The sequence below is a fragment of the Psychrobacter sp. CR212 genome, assembly GCF_059693765.1.
On the sequence record NZ_JCATIF010000001.1, the window covers coordinates 82,533 to 100,060 of the forward strand.

14 protein-coding genes are annotated in these 17,528 nt (G+C 45.0%); 5 read left to right on the forward strand and 9 right to left on the reverse strand.

Annotated elements, in window-relative coordinates; translation table 11 throughout:
• Window positions 1–2: 2 nt before the first annotated feature.
• Together AC58CZ_RS00315 and nhaA are read right to left on the reverse strand one after the other, a co-directional pair.
• Window positions 3–1,355: an oxygenase MpaB family protein gene (locus tag AC58CZ_RS00315; RefSeq protein WP_494223694.1), complete on the reverse strand. Its 1,353-nt coding sequence runs from the start codon at window positions 1,353–1,355 to the stop codon at window positions 3–5.
• A 377-nt stretch (window positions 1,356–1,732) separates the two neighbouring features.
• Window positions 1,733–2,935 carry a Na+/H+ antiporter NhaA gene (nhaA, locus tag AC58CZ_RS00320; RefSeq protein ID WP_058025452.1) on the reverse strand — a complete coding sequence of 401 codons (1,203 nt, stop codon included), beginning with the start codon at window positions 2,933–2,935 and terminating at the stop codon, window positions 1,733–1,735.
• A 499-nt stretch (window positions 2,936–3,434) separates the two neighbouring features.
• Between nhaA and AC58CZ_RS00325 the strand changes: the two genes are divergently transcribed.
• Entirely contained in the window at window positions 3,435–4,190 is a 756-nt protein-coding gene (locus AC58CZ_RS00325; RefSeq protein ID WP_238038848.1) for a TSUP family transporter, read from the forward strand.
• A gap of 93 nt (window positions 4,191–4,283) precedes the next feature.
• On the opposite strand, the gene AC58CZ_RS00330 is transcribed toward AC58CZ_RS00325, so the two are convergent.
• The 3 genes from AC58CZ_RS00330 to radC form a co-directional block, all read right to left on the reverse strand.
• On the reverse strand, window positions 4,284–5,660 hold the full coding sequence (locus AC58CZ_RS00330; protein WP_494223693.1) for a cation:dicarboxylate symporter family transporter: 1,377 nt from the start codon (window positions 5,658–5,660) through the stop codon (window positions 4,284–4,286).
• Window positions 5,661–6,152: 492 nt separating this feature from the next.
• Complete coding sequence (locus AC58CZ_RS00335; RefSeq protein ID WP_494223692.1) at window positions 6,153–9,059, reverse strand: acyl-CoA dehydrogenase; 2,907 nt, start codon at window positions 9,057–9,059, stop codon at window positions 6,153–6,155.
• A gap of 362 nt (window positions 9,060–9,421) precedes the next feature.
• Window positions 9,422–10,105, reverse strand: a complete 684-nt coding sequence (gene radC, locus AC58CZ_RS00340) for a RadC family protein (RefSeq protein ID WP_494223691.1) — start codon at window positions 10,103–10,105, stop codon at window positions 9,422–9,424.
• A gap of 128 nt (window positions 10,106–10,233) precedes the next feature.
• On the opposite strand from radC, the gene coaBC reads away from it, so the two are divergent.
• Together coaBC and AC58CZ_RS00350 are read left to right on the forward strand one after the other, a co-directional pair.
• Window positions 10,234–11,616: a bifunctional phosphopantothenoylcysteine decarboxylase/phosphopantothenate--cysteine ligase CoaBC gene (gene coaBC, locus AC58CZ_RS00345; RefSeq protein WP_494223690.1), complete on the forward strand. Its 1,383-nt coding sequence runs from the start codon at window positions 10,234–10,236 to the stop codon at window positions 11,614–11,616.
• A 42-nt stretch (window positions 11,617–11,658) separates the two neighbouring features.
• Window positions 11,659–12,441, forward strand: coding sequence for a TSUP family transporter (locus tag AC58CZ_RS00350; protein ID WP_494223689.1), 783 nt, complete (start codon window positions 11,659–11,661; stop codon window positions 12,439–12,441).
• Window positions 12,442–12,596: 155 nt separating this feature from the next.
• Here AC58CZ_RS00350 and AC58CZ_RS00355 read toward each other — a convergent pair whose 3' ends face one another.
• The 4 genes from AC58CZ_RS00355 to AC58CZ_RS00370 form a co-directional block, all read right to left on the reverse strand.
• Window positions 12,597–12,803, reverse strand: a complete 207-nt coding sequence (locus tag AC58CZ_RS00355; protein WP_071002974.1) for a DUF2905 domain-containing protein — start codon at window positions 12,801–12,803, stop codon at window positions 12,597–12,599.
• A 71-nt stretch (window positions 12,804–12,874) separates the two neighbouring features.
• Window positions 12,875–13,792: a histone deacetylase family protein gene (locus AC58CZ_RS00360; protein ID WP_494223688.1), complete on the reverse strand. Its 918-nt coding sequence runs from the start codon at window positions 13,790–13,792 to the stop codon at window positions 12,875–12,877.
• A gap of 87 nt (window positions 13,793–13,879) precedes the next feature.
• Window positions 13,880–14,653: a YbjN domain-containing protein gene (locus AC58CZ_RS00365; protein WP_494223687.1), complete on the reverse strand. Its 774-nt coding sequence runs from the start codon at window positions 14,651–14,653 to the stop codon at window positions 13,880–13,882.
• Between the two features lie 30 nt (window positions 14,654–14,683).
• Window positions 14,684–15,793, reverse strand: coding sequence for a hypothetical protein (locus AC58CZ_RS00370; protein WP_494223686.1), 1,110 nt, complete (start codon window positions 15,791–15,793; stop codon window positions 14,684–14,686).
• Window positions 15,794–15,939: 146 nt separating this feature from the next.
• Between AC58CZ_RS00370 and ccmA the strand changes: the two genes are divergently transcribed.
• Together ccmA and AC58CZ_RS00380 are read left to right on the forward strand one after the other, a co-directional pair.
• Window positions 15,940–16,569 carry a heme ABC exporter ATP-binding protein CcmA gene (gene ccmA, locus AC58CZ_RS00375; RefSeq protein WP_427618329.1) on the forward strand — a complete coding sequence of 210 codons (630 nt, stop codon included), beginning with the start codon at window positions 15,940–15,942 and terminating at the stop codon, window positions 16,567–16,569.
• Window positions 16,570–16,704: 135 nt separating this feature from the next.
• Entirely contained in the window at window positions 16,705–17,361 is a 657-nt protein-coding gene (locus tag AC58CZ_RS00380; protein ID WP_186475475.1) for a heme exporter protein CcmB, read from the forward strand.
• The last annotated feature ends 167 nt before the right edge of the window (window positions 17,362–17,528 follow it).

Here is a 17,528-nt window from a genome sequence, read left to right on the forward strand (position 1 = left end):
ATCTACTTATAATAATCATCGTTCTTTTTAAGCCACCAATTCATATTGTCTTGGCGCTTGGCACGAAATGCTTCTAATTTTTGGGCAACCGTTGCATTGTGCTGCCGCGCAGTATCAAGTGCAAAAAGAATCGGCACTGAAGACAATACGCCAAAGCGTATTTTTGATTTTGGTAAAGCTAAGCCGTCACCAATGTCATCACCGACTAAGGTGCGTGTCACACTGGCATTGACCATCTCCACAAAGCGTCCACGTCGATTGTCTTCGCCCATCAACTGACGCGGTAGATCATGCAAGGCTTTTGCCAGTGGCTGCCCCGTCTTAAAGTCTAGCTGCTGTATTGATAAGTAGGTATACAGCCACTCCCAGCTAGCCGCTTCATCTTTTGGCAGACGCTCTAAATCAACGCCCATCCAGTAGCTGGCAAGATTCCATAAGTGCAAAATACCTTCCGCTTCCTCAGGGCTAATACGGGCGCCGAGCAGGCGTAGGCCACGCATAATTAACAACGAGAACTGTAAATGGGTGGCAATCATATCGGTTTGGTTAATCGGCACGCCCCAATAATCGGTATTCCAGCTACCATCAGGATTGTGATGTTGCTCGGCGTTTGGTATCAGGCCAGCTGCCGCATTGCCCTTACCTTTGAGCAAGTTTTGCCGTACCAATGTATGAATCTGACGTACTTTGATGGATTGTCGCCAGCCCTCAGAGCCAATCGCCAATACTTGATCGATAGGTTGAGAGTGATTGCGCATGCTCATATCTGATTGTGGATGCTCAGACACCGCCAAGATATAGGCATAGGTACGCATGAGCCGTGGTAGCGCATCGTGCATCAACGCGCCAGTCTGAATGAGTGGTAGTGATAGGGCTGGGATGCTATAACCTGCCATCAGCGCGACATTACGCAGTAGCCAAATGAGCATCAGTGGATAGCGTCGATAGGCGACCGCACCGATTTGAGCGAGTTTGGGATCGAACCAATCAGGATGACTGCTAAATTGCTCGGTTAGTGCATTAAATGAGGCGTTAGTTGCGAGATCGCTATTTAGGTCTAGACCATCGCTGCCTCTGATAATCTGTTGTAGGGGCTTTGCAAAGCGGATATTGTTAGCGGCCAAAGCATCTGCGAGTGGATCGCCAATATCGTAGCCGGCGACTATCTCCTCTAGTAGCGTAGGCGAGATAGCAAAATCTTTTGGCAGTAGATATCGCTTAATCCGCTTTAACACTTGCAAATCACTATGGTCATCGATAGCAGTCGTACGCCCATGACGCAAATACAACGCTGTTGATGGATGCTGCGTCTTATTGGTGGGAATATTTGCAGTATTGCTGATTTTCTTATCCATATGATCAAACACCTTTATAAGTCAGCTATAAAACAACATTCGTATCGTAAGAGCGATCCATAACCATCACTTATAAGCGTTAATTGATGGACTCAATGACTCTCGTTGCCTTTGTATCGTACTGATACGAGATTTTAGGTCATATATTTCATCAGATAAGAACAGCAGTCTTGCACGCGCGTCTTTCGCACTAACGATAGGGGAGGCATGATGTATTGGATATTCTCGTCTGCCGACATGACAATTATTGCTAATGCTACAGCGGGTTCATTAACAATAATCAACCTTGGCTGAATACACATTTTTCATTAAAAGTTTTTGCAGATAATAAAAAGCGACTTATAAGCTAATAGGCTCATAAGTCGCTCGTTTTGTTATTAATGAGAGCGAGTCAAATCGACTGATGTGCCGCTGACATTATCTTTCAAGCTCACTTTGAGCATGATGTAACCTGCGATACCAGAAACGATAGAACCCATGATGATACCCAAGCGCTCATCAAACATAGTGGTGTCGCCAGCGAACGCCAAGCCACCGATGAATAAACTCATGGTAAAACCAACACCGCACAATAGCGCTGCGCCGTAGATTTGCTTATAGTTCATACCTTTTGGCATGGTTGAGATACCAAGCTTAAAGATTAACCAGCACATAATCATGACGCCCAACTGCTTACCGATAAACAGACCTGCGGCAATACCTAGTGGTACTGAATGGAATAATTCAGCAAGACCTGCGCCTTCGAGTGAGATACCTGAGTTGGCAAAAGCGAATATTGGCAAAATACCAAAGGCGACGGTGTTATGTAGGTCATGCTCTAGCTCTTCAAGCGGAGAGTGCTCAGGATCAGTGCGGTCAAACATAGGAATAAATAGTGCTAAGACCACACCGGCCAATGTTGCATGGATACCCGATTTGAGCACTGCAATCCACATGATAATACCAATGAGTAGATAAGGCGTGATGCTAGTGACGTTACGACGATTAAGAAGGTACAAGAATGGCAGACATAGGCCAGCCAAAGCTAACGACTCTAGTGACAACTCACTGGTATAAAACAGAGCGATAATCAAAATCGCACCGATATCATCAAAAATAGCAATAGAGACCAAAAAGACTTTTAGAGAGTTGGGTACACGGTTGCCAAGAAGGCTCAAAATACCAAGCGCAAAGGCAATATCCGTTGCCGCAGGAATGGCCCAACCTTTCCAAAACTCAGGCTCATTGTAGTTAAAGAGTAGATAAACAATCGCAGGCATGATCATACCGCCCAGTGCTGCACCAGCTGGTAGGATAATCTGCTTGACGTTGGACAGCTCACCAATCAATACTTCACGCTTGAGCTCAAGCCCGACCAAGAAAAAGAAAACAGCCATTAGACCGTCATTGATCCAGTGGTGAGCATCTTTGGCAATCGCAAACTCGCCAATTTGAATGGCAACTGGTGCGTGAATAAAACCTTCGTACCAAACATTAAGAGGGGAGTTGGCAATGATCATTGCAGCAACGGCAGCCAATGCTAAGACGATACCGCCCGCTGCCTCAAATTCAAAAAATGCCTTAATCCTTCGTATTGCCATATTATCCTCATCTCCTAAGTACAATTTACTAAATAATCTCAAATATCCACGCTACTATTCATGACGATATAGCAAGCAGATAAAAACAGTTTCTCACACTCTTATTAATATAGACAACAAAATACGCTGAAATAACGCCATTAGCCCATTATATCGTCTCAATGACAGTGACATTATAAAGGCGATGCGACGAGCAAAATAGTTGTAAGTCGTTAAATCTTTTTAACAAACTGTCCGTTATATGAGAGATTTAGAACACTATTGGCTAAATCTAGCAGACTTTGTGACGTTTTTGGCTTTTTTTGCAGTTTTATATCTATAATGATCGACGCATTATGACGTTATCTCATGTCTTAAGAAGTTTTCAGGGAATTTATCGTCTTATCACTACTATTACCAATAACAGCTATTACCAACGATAGTAGTGTCATTAGTAATTTTTTAGCCTAGTATCTGAGGCTTCCTTTTCTCTTATCACCATATTTTGTAGGTCAGCATTATGGACTTAACCTTCTCACTAGAGATTATTTTGATGCTTACGGCTGTCGCAGCATTGGCAGGATTTATTGATGCGATTGCTGGCGGCGGCGGTCTGTTGACCATACCTGCCATGCTATTGGCCAATATTCCACCAGTGCTCACGCTCGGCACCAATAAGCTACAAGCTGCTTCTGGCGCATTGGCCGCATCCATTACTATGATAAAAAAGGGCGTCGTCAAACCGCAGCGTATTAAAGTGGCTATTATTGCCGCGTTTATCGGATCAGTCTTGGGTACCATTGCGGTGCAGATGTCGCCGCCAGATTTGCTCGAAAAACTGATTCCTTTTTTGATTGCCGCTATCGGTATTTATACCTTATTTGCCCCTAGGCTTGGTGAGGTAGAGGCCGCTCCCCGCATATCAGAGGGTAAGTGGCAAAAAGGAGTAGCACCTCTGATTGGTTTTTATGATGGGTATATTGGACCCGGCACAGGGATGTTTTTTGCGCTGGGTAATGTGGCATTGCGTGGTCGTCAGATTATTGAAGCGACAGGCACCGCAAAAGTGTTGAACCTATCGACCAATATTGGCTCATTGATATTCTTTATCTTGGGTGGCAATGTGTTGTGGAAAGTGGGCTTGGCAATGATGGTGGGACAAACCATCGGTGCCTATTTTGGTTCACATATGGTTGTCAAAGGCGGTAGTAAGCTGATTCGTCCGATGATTGTACTGGTGTGTTTGGCAATGTTGACCAAATACGTTTTTGGCTAATGAGAGTAACCACACTCATGATCTACCACAAAAAAACCTCAGCCAATGTGACTGAGGTTTTTTATTTTATAAAGGTCTATCTAGCAGAGGTGATTAGTGGCGACGATCAACGTCATCGTACTCACTACCCATGATGCCATCATTCATGACTTTAGAGAACTCACGCTCGTTGTCTTCATCGATATGACCGTCAAACACGTCTTTAGCACCAGCGTTAGGATCGTTGTATAGCGCCAGATCCATTTTGCCTTCTGATTTTGCCACGATAGCGGTCACTGCTGCATCACCACCGACGTTGACAGCAGTACGTAGCATGTCTAGGATACGATCCACACCTAGGATCAGACCAATACCTTCGATTGGTAAGCCAACTTGAGCAAATACCATAGACAGCATGATCAAGCCGACACCAGGGACACCAGCCGTACCGACAGAGGCCAGTACTGACATCAAGATAACGGTTAGATATTCGGTCACGCCCAAATCAATACCATAAATATTGGCAATAAAGATGGTCGCTGTCCCTTGCATGATGGCTGTACCATCCATATTGATGGTGGCACCAAAAGGAACGGTAAACGAAGCCACTGAGTTATTCACACCCATACGTTTGGTAACGGTACGCAAGGTAATAGGAATGGTCGCGTTTGAGCTTGACGTACTAAACGCAAAGATTTGTACTTCGCGCATTTTTGCCAAAAAGGTCTTGATAGATAGACCTGAAGAGACTTTTAGTACAATCATCATAGTAATGAAGAAATGGAAGGCCAAAGACCCAACCAATACTGCCATATAGCTTAGCAGTGACAAAATTAACTCAAAGCCTAGCTCAGACATCGCCTTGGCTAACAGCGCAAATACACCATAAGGGGCTAGGTTCATAATGATGGTCACCATCTTCAAGATGACTTCATTGATAAGCTCTAGACTTTGAACCAAGCCTTTGGCAGGTTTACCCACCATCAAAATACTGATACCGATTAGAATGGCAAAGAAAATAATCGATAGCATGTCGCCATTTGCCATCGCACTGATGGGATTTGATGGGATAATGTTTGAGAACACATCGAGCAGTGGCGGCGCTGATGCGGCTTCAAACGTGGCTTCAGATTCGATATTCATGCCTTTACCGATACCAAATAGCACACCCAATCCAATCGCCGTTGCAATAGCAAGCGCGGTTGTCATCATATAGATCATAAATGTTTTGGTACCAATACGTCCTAGCAGACGGATATCACCAATGCCACACACACCGCAAATCAGTGAGATAAGTACTAAAGGTACGACCAACATTTTTAGCGAGTTAACAAATAGCTTGCCGATAATAGCAAAGACACCATTTGTGATGTAAGTATTAACGAAGCTGCCTTCGCCATTCAATCCTGAGTAGTTTAAAAATAGACCCAGTATGATACCGAGCACCATGGCAACGATAATCTTGCCTGTCAGTCCCATATTTTTCCACATATCCATATCCTTTGTGTGCATAACAGCGCTATAGTCAGCGTCACCCAAATCTATGTGACCGTGTTTGCCAATCTAACTATAATGCGTGTTATGACTATTAAGTTCTTGTGATTGTCGCTTGATGTCACATTTTCGAGGACAATATAAAAGAATAGTTAAGGGCACTGCAAGATTTTTTTTATCATTTTATTCCAAGAGAACAATCCCTGTCACAACTATGTGCCCATAAAATAGTGATGATTTATTGTAAACGGTTTGTTTCTGATATGAAACAATATATTCATGAAAGAGTTTTTAGGGTAAATGGATATATCAAACTATTGATATTAAACCAGTGTTATCACTTTGATGTCATAAAATACGTTTACATTTTGGCAACTCCAAAAAAAACCAAACTGTCGCGTGTGGACAGTCTGGCTTTTGAAGTTTTATATTTATCGTCATGAATAATCACGATACTCATGAGTTTACGCGTTTGCATTGACCTTTTAGTTATACCTTATCATCTTCTTCACGTTCGCGCGGCAGATGCGTCTGATCATCTAAGGTTTGGAGGTGTTTGTCACTTGCGCTTTCGTCGACCTCATCAGGTGGAGCAATGTGGCGACTGTGGTTGTTGCTCATACGCTCATTGAGGTGAGACTCTGCATCACGGTAGCGATGATCAAGCGCTTCGGCTTCAGGATTTGATTTCTCAAAGTTCGCCTGTGACTTGATTTCTTTCACAGTATCTTGCTCGCTGACCATTTCTACATCACCATCGCTCTCATAGCCGTGATTAGGATTGGCATCACCAGTGTGTGGTTCTGTATTTGTCGTATCATTTAACTCATGCGTGACTGGCATCTCTCCGTCAGTCGATACGCTGCTTTTGTTTTTTACTTCTTTTTTTAGCGCTGCATAATTTGTTAGTTGATTGACAGCGTTTTCGAGCGTATGTGGATTATCGCGCTCTTGAGCTTCTGATAGATGCTTATCAAATACATCGGTCAATAATGAATCAAAGCGCATGGCATTGTATTGAATCAGCACTTCTGCCTCTTCTTCAGTAATACCGCCGTTTTGGCTCGCATGTACCACATGGTCTTCGAAGGTTAGGCCTTCAAAGCTGTCCTGATGTTCTGCCTTTTTAAACTTCTGCCACAGTGGTTCGATCTCAACCAAGGTCTGATAAGCATGCTCCATACGGCCTGTCACATCATCTGGGTCGGTATTGTAATAAACCATGGTTTTGAGATAATCGCGGAATGGGTTGGCAGCAAAATCATCCATAAAGGTATCACCCAGCTGACGTTTTAGCTCATCGCTTGCTGGCGTAAAGATACGTCCACTTGGGAAAGTCACGAAGCTCACCACATTGGCGGCCATACGATTAGGGAAGTTAGCAAAGAAGGATACAAAAGCTTCTTGAATCGTGTATAAGCTGTTTTGGAGTGCTACTTTGGCATGTAAACGCTCAGCTTCGGATTTACTACCATGCTCATAAAATTGCAAAATAGCCGTCGCGATAAATAAGTGGCTATGAATATCCGCTAAGCGACCAGACAGCATCTCTTTACGTTTTAGATCCCCTGCTAACAGTCCTAACGCCATATCCGCAGTTAGGGCAAAGCTTGCGCTTAGGCGGTTGATATGCTTGTAATAAGGACGAGTAAAGGCATCAGCAAAACGTGGCGCATTATCACTATCACCGACGTAACCTGCGATAAAGGCTTTTGCCCCGCGGTTGAAGGTATAGCCTAAATGTTTGAAGAACAGCGTGTCGAATTTTTCAGTCGCTGCTTTTTTATCCTCACTCTGTAGCAGTTGCAGCTCATCGAATAGATAAGGATGACAACGCATCGCGCCTTGACCAAAAATCATCAGCGAGCGGGTCAAAATATTGGCACCCTCAACAGTGATAGATACAGGAATCGCTTGATAAGGTATCGCTAAGAAGTTACGTGGGCCCATCTGTACGGCACGACCACCAACGACATCCATACCATCATTGACCACACTACGCATGGTTTCGGTCGCATAATATTTTGCCATTGCAGTCATGACTGATGGCGTACCACCTTGGTTTAACCCGCAAGTCACCAAATGACGGAACGCTTCTAACATATAAGTGTTACTTGCCATGCGGCTGGTGGCGTCCTGTACGCCTTCAAATTTACCGACTGATATTTTGAACTGTTCGCGAACTTTTGCAAATGCACCGACAGACAGATAGGTCATTTCACTGGCTGAGGTCGATAGAGCAGGCAAGGAGATACCACGACCCACGCCCAAGCACTCCATCAGCATACGCCAGCCGCGACCAGCGTTTTCGACACCACCAATGATGTAATCTAAGGGGATAAAAACATCTTTGCCATCGACCGTACCATTCATAAATGGCGAGCCAATTGGGTTATGACGTGGGCCCGTGATAACGCCTTCATGATTGGCAGGGATCAGTGCACAGGTGATACCATAATCGGTTTTGTTGGGATCTCCAAGCAGCCCTTCAGGATCATGCATCTTAAAAGCCAAACCCACGACAGTAGCGATAGGTGCTAATGTAATCCAGCGTTTGGAGAAGTTCATACGCAGACCAAGTACCTGCTTGCCCTCATGCGTGCCATAACAGACGACGCCTGTATCAGGGATCGCACCTGCATCAGAGCCTGCCTCAGGTCCAGTCAAGCCGAAACAAGGTACTTCATCACCTTTGGCGAGACCCGGTAGCCAGCGCTGTTTTTGCTCGTCCGTGCCATAGTGCATTAGTAGCTCACCAGGACCGAGCGAATTGGGTACCATACAGGTCACTGCCGCAGTCGGTGAGCGCGACGCGATTTTACTCATCACGCGGCTTTGCGCATAAGAGCTAAATTCTAAACCACCAAACTCTTTTGGAATAATTAAACCTAAAAAACCATTACTTTTGATAAATTGCCACGCTTCAGGTGACAGCTCTTTATCTTTATGCTGAATTTGCCATTCATCGAGCATGGCGCATAACGTTTCTACTTCGTTATCAATGAAGCTTTGCTCTTCCTCTGACAGCTTTGGATAAGGGTAATTGGCAAAAGCCTCCCAATTTGGCGCTCCCATAAACAGCTCTTTTTCCCACCAACTGGTACCAGCATCCAGTGCTTCACGCTCCGTATCACTCATACTCGGCATTGCACCACCCAAAGCCTTATAGACAGGTTTGGTAATGAGTGATTGGCGCAGTGGAGTGATGAGTAAAACCAAGCAAAGCAGCGCGATGGGCACCCCTAAGAGGAGCGACCATGGACTGATAATGGCAGTGACAATGACGGTGATCAGGGCAACAATACTGCCCGTGACTCGTGATAAGGACAGCAAAAAGATGGCCAAGACCACAGCTAATTGAATGATGACTGCCAAAATAAACAAGCCAATTGCCATGACTATCTCCTGTGGGATATTAAATAAAAAGTGTGAAATATAAGAAAATAAAAAGATATGAACCGTTATGATTATTGTTGTGTTTTATAACAAACAGTTCTATCCATATAATAGTTGGCAGCATAAATAACCTTGATGCTGCTAGCAGACTCTTGTACTGTATACGGCTAAAACAAAAGCGCACTGCGTCAGCTGCCATAGAACAAGCTACTAATATGAAATAGATGTTGATGACTATCAATAGCCAAAGTGCTACGCTGTGTCGATAATATGTATCAGGTATCATACCCAATAGACTCTAATGAGTAGGGTTTGCCAAGTAGCTCAAATTTGCTGACCAGTTGAGTGGTCAGTGTCATGAACTAACCAAAAGGTATCAGATTGCTTTCGGCATAAGATAAGGTATTGTTACGTCCAACGATGATGTGATCGACCAGTGAGATATCTAGTAGGTCACACGCTTTTTTTAGCTCATAGGTCAGTAGATTGTCAGCAGCTGAGGGCTTGGCATCGGTATGAGGATGGTTATGCGCAATAATGAGCTGGCTAGCCGCGTGGCTTAGTGCGTGCCGGAGTACATGCTTGATACAGACGGAACACGATGAGATGCCGCCTGTGAACAGTATCTCAAAGTTTAACAGGTTCAACGCATTGTCCAGACAGAGGACAGCAAATACTTCACGATGCTCACCGCGTAACTGGGTGCTGATGTAGTCTTTGACCATTTGCGAGCGCCCAAGTGCTTGCCCCGTTTTTAGCTTACTATTCAGATAACGTGTGCCCATCTCGAGCGATGCCAATATCTGAGCGTACTTGGCGGGACCGATCCCATGACAAGCAAGAACGGTTTTTTGCGGTGCGGCAAGCAGCTCAGCTAGGCTGCCAAACTGATCGATCAAATGACGCGCGAGCTCAATCGCTGACTGTGACTGCGTACCCGTACGTAAAAATATGGCCAGTATCTCCGCATCAGATAAGTGAGCGGCACCGAATTTCAATAATTTTTCGCGTGGTCTGTCATCCTCATGCCAGTCTTTAATCGCCATTGCCACTCCTTAAGAATAAATTGCTAATTGTTATCTGAGTTAAATACGGAAAATTTTACCCAATTTATCTCATAGTTGTTACTATAAGCGCAATTTTATCTTTTCACTTTTTTATTGATGCCACGCTTATGTCCAATATTGTGCTTGCTATTACTGGCGGTATCGCCGCTTATAAATCTGCTATATTTGCCCGCCTGTTGATTAAGGCAGGCTTTGATGTGCGCGTCATTATGACGACAGGCGCACAAGCATTTATCACACCGCTGACTCTGCAAGCGTTGACGGGTAACGAGGTGCATGTCTCATTACTCGATGAGCAGGCAGAAGCGGGGATGGGGCACATTGAGCTGGCTAAATGGGCGGACTTAATTGTCATTGCCCCTGCGTCCGCCAATACGCTCGCACGTCTGGCTATGGGAATGGCTGATGATTTGTTGACCACAGTGTGCCTTGCCACAACCGCACCAGTCATTATCGCTCCTGCGATGAATCAGCAGATGTGGGCGCATCCTGCGGTAAATCTGAATGTACAAACCCTGCGTGATATGAACTATCAGATTATCCAGCCAGCTAGCGGTGAGCAAGCGTGTGGTGACGTGGGTGCAGGGCGGCTGCCTGAGCCTGAGCAATTATTAGATGAGGTGCTCTTGTTCAAAGCAATGAACACGACGCCGCAATTATTAGCAGGCAAAAGAGTGGTCATTACCGCAGGACCTACAGTAGAAGCAATCGATCCTGTGCGCTATTTGTCCAATCATTCTTCAGGAAAAATGGGCTTTGCTTTAGCGCGCGCTTGTGTGGCGGCTGGCGCAGAGGTGATCCTAATCGCTGGTGGTAAAGTGGCATTGCCCACGCCGCTTAATGTCACACGAATTGATGTACTGTCTGCTAAAGATATGCTAATCGCTGCCCAGCAATGTGTGGATGGAACGCATAGCGAGCTTCAATTGGATCTTGAAGATGAGCATGACCATTCTCATGAGCACGCACATGAACATAATCATTCTCACACCCATGACCATCATGGCGATTGTGGTTGCGGTGATGAGCATGAACTACCGCAGGCTTATACTGAACACCAATTCGTAAAGGCAGATATCTTTATCGCGACCGCCGCAGTAGCAGATTATCGTACTGAAGAAGCCGCACCGCAAAAAATTAAAAAGACACAAGATGCTATGAATCTCAGCTTGGTTAAAAACCCTGATATTTTAGCGACGATTTCTCTTGCTCATCCAGAACTGTTTGTCGTTGGTTTTGCCGCAGAAACACAGGATGTCGAGCGTTATGCGCGTGGTAAGCTAGCTGCAAAAGCGCTAGATATGATTGCCTGTAACGATGTCTCACGGGCAGATATTGGTTTTGCTAGTGACGATAATGCCATGCAGGTATTTTTCTCTGAGCGCTATGAGCGTGATGCGATAACGTTAGACAAAGCCAGCAAAGACAAGATCGCTGAGCAGTTAGCCAGTATTATTGGTGAAATAATCGCTCAACGTCAAAACAGCTAGTGGTATAAATATAGGCGCTGAGCCTCAAATGGTATAAACAATATGACCAATATAGCTGGTGACGATAGCACTCAGATGCTAGTGCTTACGCTCATTTTTGCGCTGGCATCGCTGCTACACGGTATTAGCGGACTTGGCGCGACGCTCGTCACGACTACCGCGCTTGCTAGCATGTACCCATTGCCATATGCCATTGTATTGGTGATTTTCCCCTCGCTAGTGGTTAATGTCATGACTTGGCTAGTAGGTGGTGAGCGCACCATTTGGCAAAACTTTATCTACTATGGCAGACGCTATTGGCTGCTTGCGCTTACCAGCTTGCTAGGCAGTATTCTAGGTGCGAAGCTACTGCTATGGGTCGATAGCGCTTATATCCTTTTGTTGTTGGCTGCTGTGATTACCTTTTACGTCGTGAGTAGCTTGCTCGGCAAACAAATTCGCTTACCAGATACGAAGCCCATGTTGATTGCTGTTGGTTTTGGTGCAGGCGTCATTGGCGGCTCAACCAATGCGATGTCGACCATACTGATGATGTATCTGCTCTCTGCCAGTGATGATAAAAACACCATCGCCAAAGTCGGCAACATGTGTTATTTCTTAGGCAAAGTGGCACAAATTATCGTGTTGCGTGAGCCTATCATGGCATTGAGTAGCGGTGAGTGGCAGCTGATTGCCTTGCTCAGTGTGATATCTATTGTTACGCTTTTAGTCGGGATTCGTCTACGTCGTTATTTGCCACAAGCGCGTTTTCGTCAGCTTATTTTATTGATTCTAGTCGTGCTTGGAATACGCGTGGGCTGGCAAGGCGTGATGGCGTTTTTGTAGTATGGTCAGTAATAAACAGAATCAAACCATCAACTATTACGGGCTACTGGTATAAATCTTGCTTGCGTGCTGCTATCGTTCGATGCGGCACAAACAACCTCCCAGTAGCACTGACTCGGTTTAAAGTAAGTTGACTATAGGGAGTGTTTTTCAGGTTAACGATTGAATAAATTTAACACGATGGTCGCGATAACACTGATAACTACCATAGTGACCACTGGAAAATAAACCCGAGTATTGCCTGAGGTGTGCTTAATATCGCCTGGCAGATTGCCGAACCACGAAAAGGCATTGGGAAAAACCAGCCAAATGACCCCGACAACCACTAACACGATGCCAATCACAATCAGTATTTTTGCCATATCATCCTCGCCATCTCTCTTATACCAGCTTTTTAATATCAGCTCTTTTATACCTATTACTTATCCAGTCATTAATCCGCTGCGGTATCAAAAAAGATCTGCTGTGCCACTCGAAAGGTATTGCAGTGCGCCTCGACCACATCTTCAATATTTTCAGAATAACCCCCACCCATGACGATAGCAACTGGAATGCTAGCGGCTTTTGCTTGCTCAAGCACATATTCATCACGAGCTTTGCAGCCTGCTTGCGTTAAGCTAAGTTTACCCAGTTTATCGGTCGCCAGCACATCGACTGCAGACTGATAAAAAATCATATCTGGTGCAACCTCAGTAATCAAGCGTGGCAGTGTGTCTTTTAATATCTCTAAATATTCGTCATCACCAGTATCGTTTTCCAATTCAATATCTAGGTCTGATACCTGCTTGCGAAACGGATAGTTCTTGGCGCCATGCATGCTAAAGACAAAAACGCGTGGCTCGCCCTTCATGATGCTGGCATTGCCATTGCCTTGATGAACATCCAAATCCACAATCAAAATTTTCTTCGCTTGTCCGCGATTCAATAGTAAGTTGCTAGCGATACAGACATCATTGAACACACAAAACCCTTCGCCATGATCGTCAAAAGAATGATGGGTGCCGCCTGCAACATTCATGGCCACACCATATTGCTGAGCATATAGCGCGCATTCATAAGTTGCATGGGCGATATAGCGACCGCGCTCCACCAACTGCGGTGTCATCTCAAACCCAATCGCTCGTGCCGCCTTTCGCGGTAACGTTTGGGTTTTGAGCTGATACCAGTACTCTGCTGTATGAGTGGTCAAAATCTCCTCTTCGCTTAAGCAGGCAGGGGCAAAGAAGTTATCTTGACTGATCGTGCCCTCACTCAATAAGCGCTCCGGAATCAAGATGTATTTTTGCATGGGGAAGCGGTGCTTTTCGGGCACAGAGTAGCGAAAGACGTCAGAGTAGGCAATTTTTAGCATAAGAATTCTAGCTTAGTGTTGATGGTTTTTTGATGAGTAAAAATAGACATAAGTGTTTGTTGTTCGGAGCGTCATCAAATTATTTGGCTATTGAACAAACTGCGTTGGCAAAAAAAACGTCCGCGCATCTGACTGTTGGCGCAGCTCTGCCAGTAATGTCTGCATATCTTCAGCAGGGTCCTGATTATTAATCAAGTCGCCAAACAGCTTGCTTGCAACCGTGGTCATCGCAACGACGCTTTGTAAGATATGTTCGATGATATCGTCATTGATACCGACGGCTTCGACATCGATCGCATTTTTGTAGCGTATTTCCCCATCATTGACATCCATCTCTAGGTTGCCAATCAGCATGTCATAGTTAATTTGAGTGATGAGTAGTAGGGCGGCGCTCTGATGACTCTCTGGTATCAAAAATGGCAAAATGCCATAGATTGCTAACAGTTTATTTTTTTCCTGAACACGAAACAGGTAACCACAGTCTATTTTTTTATGACGCATTCTTAGGGATAAATGATGCGATTGCTGGCTGTCGCCGGTTTTGGGGCGATAGTGCGTATAGTGCCATTGCTTGGCATTGAAGTATTGCTTTAGACAGTCAACAATGGGCGTGTCACTATGATTTTGTGGTTCTGAACTTGGGTTGTCAGTTTTAAGGTGAGACGCATTTGCTTGCGCTTTCTCGTTGCTTTGAATAGTATCATCTTTGGTTGCAGTTTTAGAGGCAGTATTATCAATATCGCTGTCAGCAAGTGATGACTGTACTGGCTCGCTTATACCATCGATTACTGACTGCGGTGCGGAAGCCGTCAATAATCGTTTGATTTTTTGCCATAAGCTGAGTTTATTGGGTTGACTCATAATAGTATGCTAACAAATAAAAGTTATAGATTAATCGTGATTGAGAGTCAAACTTTCTTTGACAGCAGGCTGTGCATAGAATGCTTCTAGCATGTCACGAATATGAGCCGTTAACCAAGGCGTTTCAATGGCGTCGTATACGATAGGTAGTAGAGCGCTACTACATTGCGCCATAGCTGCGTCATCGATGTGCAAACTTGCAGCGATGGTCGCTATCGTATCGGATTGATGATTGGCATACCAAGTATCAATACTCGCTGATACCAAACTGTGTAGATAGGGTGACAGTCGCAGGCGGTTGTAGCTTTGCTGGATACCCGCTTCGATATGGTCGATACTACTGTTATTAGGCTCATCGCTTAAGTAAGTTTGTAGCTCGCTAATCGGTTGGTCTTTGATACGATCCCAGCCCATGATGAGCAAACGCGCCACTTCTTCATTTGACAAATGCTCTTGTGCATTGGCCTCAGCTTTGCGCGTCAAATCTTTGATATTGCGATGCAAGTACGTTTGTAGTTTTTCATCGAGGTTTCTATTGGTCGCTTTCTCAAACGAGCTGCGCCCAAGCTTCATCAGTTTACCAACGCCGCCCGCTTTATCAAGCGTGGTCTCCATAAAATCATTGATAGCGTGATAGAGCGTTTGGGTCAATAGATCCGCAAAGGTTTCGTTACCCACCAGCGTATGAATGAGGACGTTACGCTGCTGCTCATGGCTACCAATATAGTTAGCAAGGGTCTCAACTTGGGTGTCATCGACCAGCTCAGACAAAGGCACGTTGTCATTGACTGGATGATAGATAATGGTATGCAAAATATCACGGATATCTGTACGCATCACCTCAGTCATTGGCTGATTTAACAGCCAGTCTTTCATTAAATGCTGTAAATGGTCACAGGTGATGTAGTTGCTTAAGGGCTGAGCACCAAACCAGCGCCAAGCTTCCATCGATAAAGGCTCGGCCTGCTTGTGCAACCACTGCTGCATAAAATCAACTTGCGCGTCAATCAAGCTCTCTATCGTCAAGCGGCTGGTTAATGGGGCTTTTGACAAGTTGGTGTCTACATTGACACTATTAGTCTCCGCATCTGGCATTTGATTTTGGCTATCTTGTGAAGTCTGCATAGGTTTTGAAGTCATATTTTGAGGTCGTACTTTTTGAAGTAAGAGTAATCGACAATTTGTTATACTGTGTGTTTGCGGTGAGCATAGGGTATTATGCCACGAACATTACCTTTGTTTGTGATGAATATTGACTGCTCCTTGATAAATAACCAGAGGTTTTGATGACGGTTTTGGATACGCCTGTACTAACGCTTGATGAGATGACGGTTCAGCGCGGCGAGATACCGCTCTGTGAAGGGGTGACGCTAACTTTGTCAGCGGGTAGTATTTGTCATCTGATTGGCGCAAATGGAACCGGAAAGACCACGTTGCTCATGCAGCTGGCAGGATTATTACCGGTTTTAACAGGTGAGATTTCTTATCAAGGTCTATCAGGTCTCCCTATTCAACCGTTATATGTTTCGCACCAGTTGGGTATCCATCCGAATCTAACCGTGGCACAAAACCTGACATTTTTATTGAATTTATATGGCATCACGCCTAGCGCTACTGATATTGACGATGCACTCACTTGGGTTGGGCTACAAGGGTTTGAAACGATCAGCTCGAGTCATCTATCCGCTGGTCAGACACGGCGCATCACGCTGGCAAGATTGTATTTATTGACACCAGCTGTCACACCGCTGTGGTTACTTGATGAGCCGTTTACCGCGCTAGATGTCGATATGGTGGCACGTATGGAAGCACGGTTATGCGACTTTGCGCAGGCTGGCGGCTCGATACTCATGACCAGTCATCAGGCAGTAGGTGTCGCCAATCAAATGCTCGATTTGTCAGATTACATGGTCTAAATGTGACTGCTATCAGTACCATCAGTATCGGTAAAAGGATGAATAATGACAGACAGTCCAATGCAAGTGAGCACAACCATAACCGCGAATAAAAAATCAAATGTTATTGTCACAACGCCGCGCAGTATTGGGTTTATGCAGTTGTGGCGCCGTGAATGGCAAGTCAAGCAGCAAGGGGCGGTACAATGGTTGTACCCATTGGTACTGTTTTTAGTGATTATCACCTTGTTTCCACTAGCGGTCGGTAGTGAGCCTGCGCTTTTGCAGCGTCTTGGCGTATCAGCCGTGTGGATTGCTGCATTGCTTTCCTTGGTGATGGGTGTTGATGGCTTGTTCAAGCCTGCACTTGATAACGGTACGCTTGCGCAATTGGTCGTCGCCAACGCGTCACTACCGTTATGGGTATTGATTAGACTGGTCATTCATTGGATTTTTAGCAGTGGTATTGTGGCATTGCTTAGTCTGCTTGCTGTGCCGCTATTTCAGCTGAGTTGGTTTGAGGCGGGGATATTGATGGCCTCTATCGTGACAGGCAGTCCGATGCTTTTGATGCTATCCGCAGTCGCCAGTAGCTTAACGCTGTCATTGAAGAATGGCGCGGTGCTAGTGCCTTTAATTGCTTTGCCGATGCAATTGCCAGTATTAATTTTTGCTACAGGCGCGGTTGATTTATTTGCCACTGGCCTGAATGGCTTACCTATCTTGGCGCTATTGCTGGCAGGAAGTATTATATCCGTCCTAGTGATGCCATGGGTCATTGCGCTGACCCTAAAAATGTCATGGCTCAATTGATTAATACATTTGCCAGATATTAAAAAACCCAGTCGTCTAAATCCAGTTATCTAAACGCCATGTATTATCATTGTGTTGAAAACGGGCAATTTTGGTATAATAGTCAATTGAATACGTAAACAGCTCTTTGTAGATTCTATCCAGTGTTTAACGCCAGCAGGTGAGCT

Bases quoted from the DNA above. Each gene is read 5' to 3' on its own strand.
- AC58CZ_RS00315 (WP_494223694.1), bottom strand. From the start codon at position 1,355: ATGGATAAGAAAATCAGCAATACTGCAAATATTCCCACCAATAAGACG.
- nhaA (WP_058025452.1), bottom strand. From the start codon at position 2,935: ATGGCAATACGAAGGATTAAGGCATTTTTTGAATTTGAGGCAGCGGGC.
- AC58CZ_RS00380 (WP_186475475.1), top strand. From the start codon at position 16,705: ATGCAGTTGTGGCGCCGTGAATGGCAAGTCAAGCAGCAAGGGGCGGTA.
- AC58CZ_RS00325 (WP_238038848.1), top strand. From the start codon at position 3,435: ATGGACTTAACCTTCTCACTAGAGATTATTTTGATGCTTACGGCTGTC.
- ccmA (WP_427618329.1), top strand. From the start codon at position 15,940: ATGACGGTTTTGGATACGCCTGTACTAACGCTTGATGAGATGACGGTT.
- AC58CZ_RS00365 (WP_494223687.1), bottom strand. From the start codon at position 14,653: ATGAGTCAACCCAATAAACTCAGCTTATGGCAAAAAATCAAACGATTA.
- AC58CZ_RS00355 (WP_071002974.1), bottom strand. From the start codon at position 12,803: ATGGCAAAAATACTGATTGTGATTGGCATCGTGTTAGTGGTTGTCGGG.
- AC58CZ_RS00350 (WP_494223689.1), top strand. From the start codon at position 11,659: ATGACCAATATAGCTGGTGACGATAGCACTCAGATGCTAGTGCTTACG.
- AC58CZ_RS00370 (WP_494223686.1), bottom strand. From the start codon at position 15,793: ATGACTTCAAAACCTATGCAGACTTCACAAGATAGCCAAAATCAAATG.
- radC (WP_494223691.1), bottom strand. From the start codon at position 10,105: ATGGCGATTAAAGACTGGCATGAGGATGACAGACCACGCGAAAAATTA.
- coaBC (WP_494223690.1), top strand. From the start codon at position 10,234: ATGTCCAATATTGTGCTTGCTATTACTGGCGGTATCGCCGCTTATAAA.
- AC58CZ_RS00360 (WP_494223688.1), bottom strand. From the start codon at position 13,792: ATGCTAAAAATTGCCTACTCTGACGTCTTTCGCTACTCTGTGCCCGAA.
- AC58CZ_RS00335 (WP_494223692.1), bottom strand. From the start codon at position 9,059: ATGGCAATTGGCTTGTTTATTTTGGCAGTCATCATTCAATTAGCTGTG.
- AC58CZ_RS00330 (WP_494223693.1), bottom strand. From the start codon at position 5,660: ATGTGGAAAAATATGGGACTGACAGGCAAGATTATCGTTGCCATGGTG.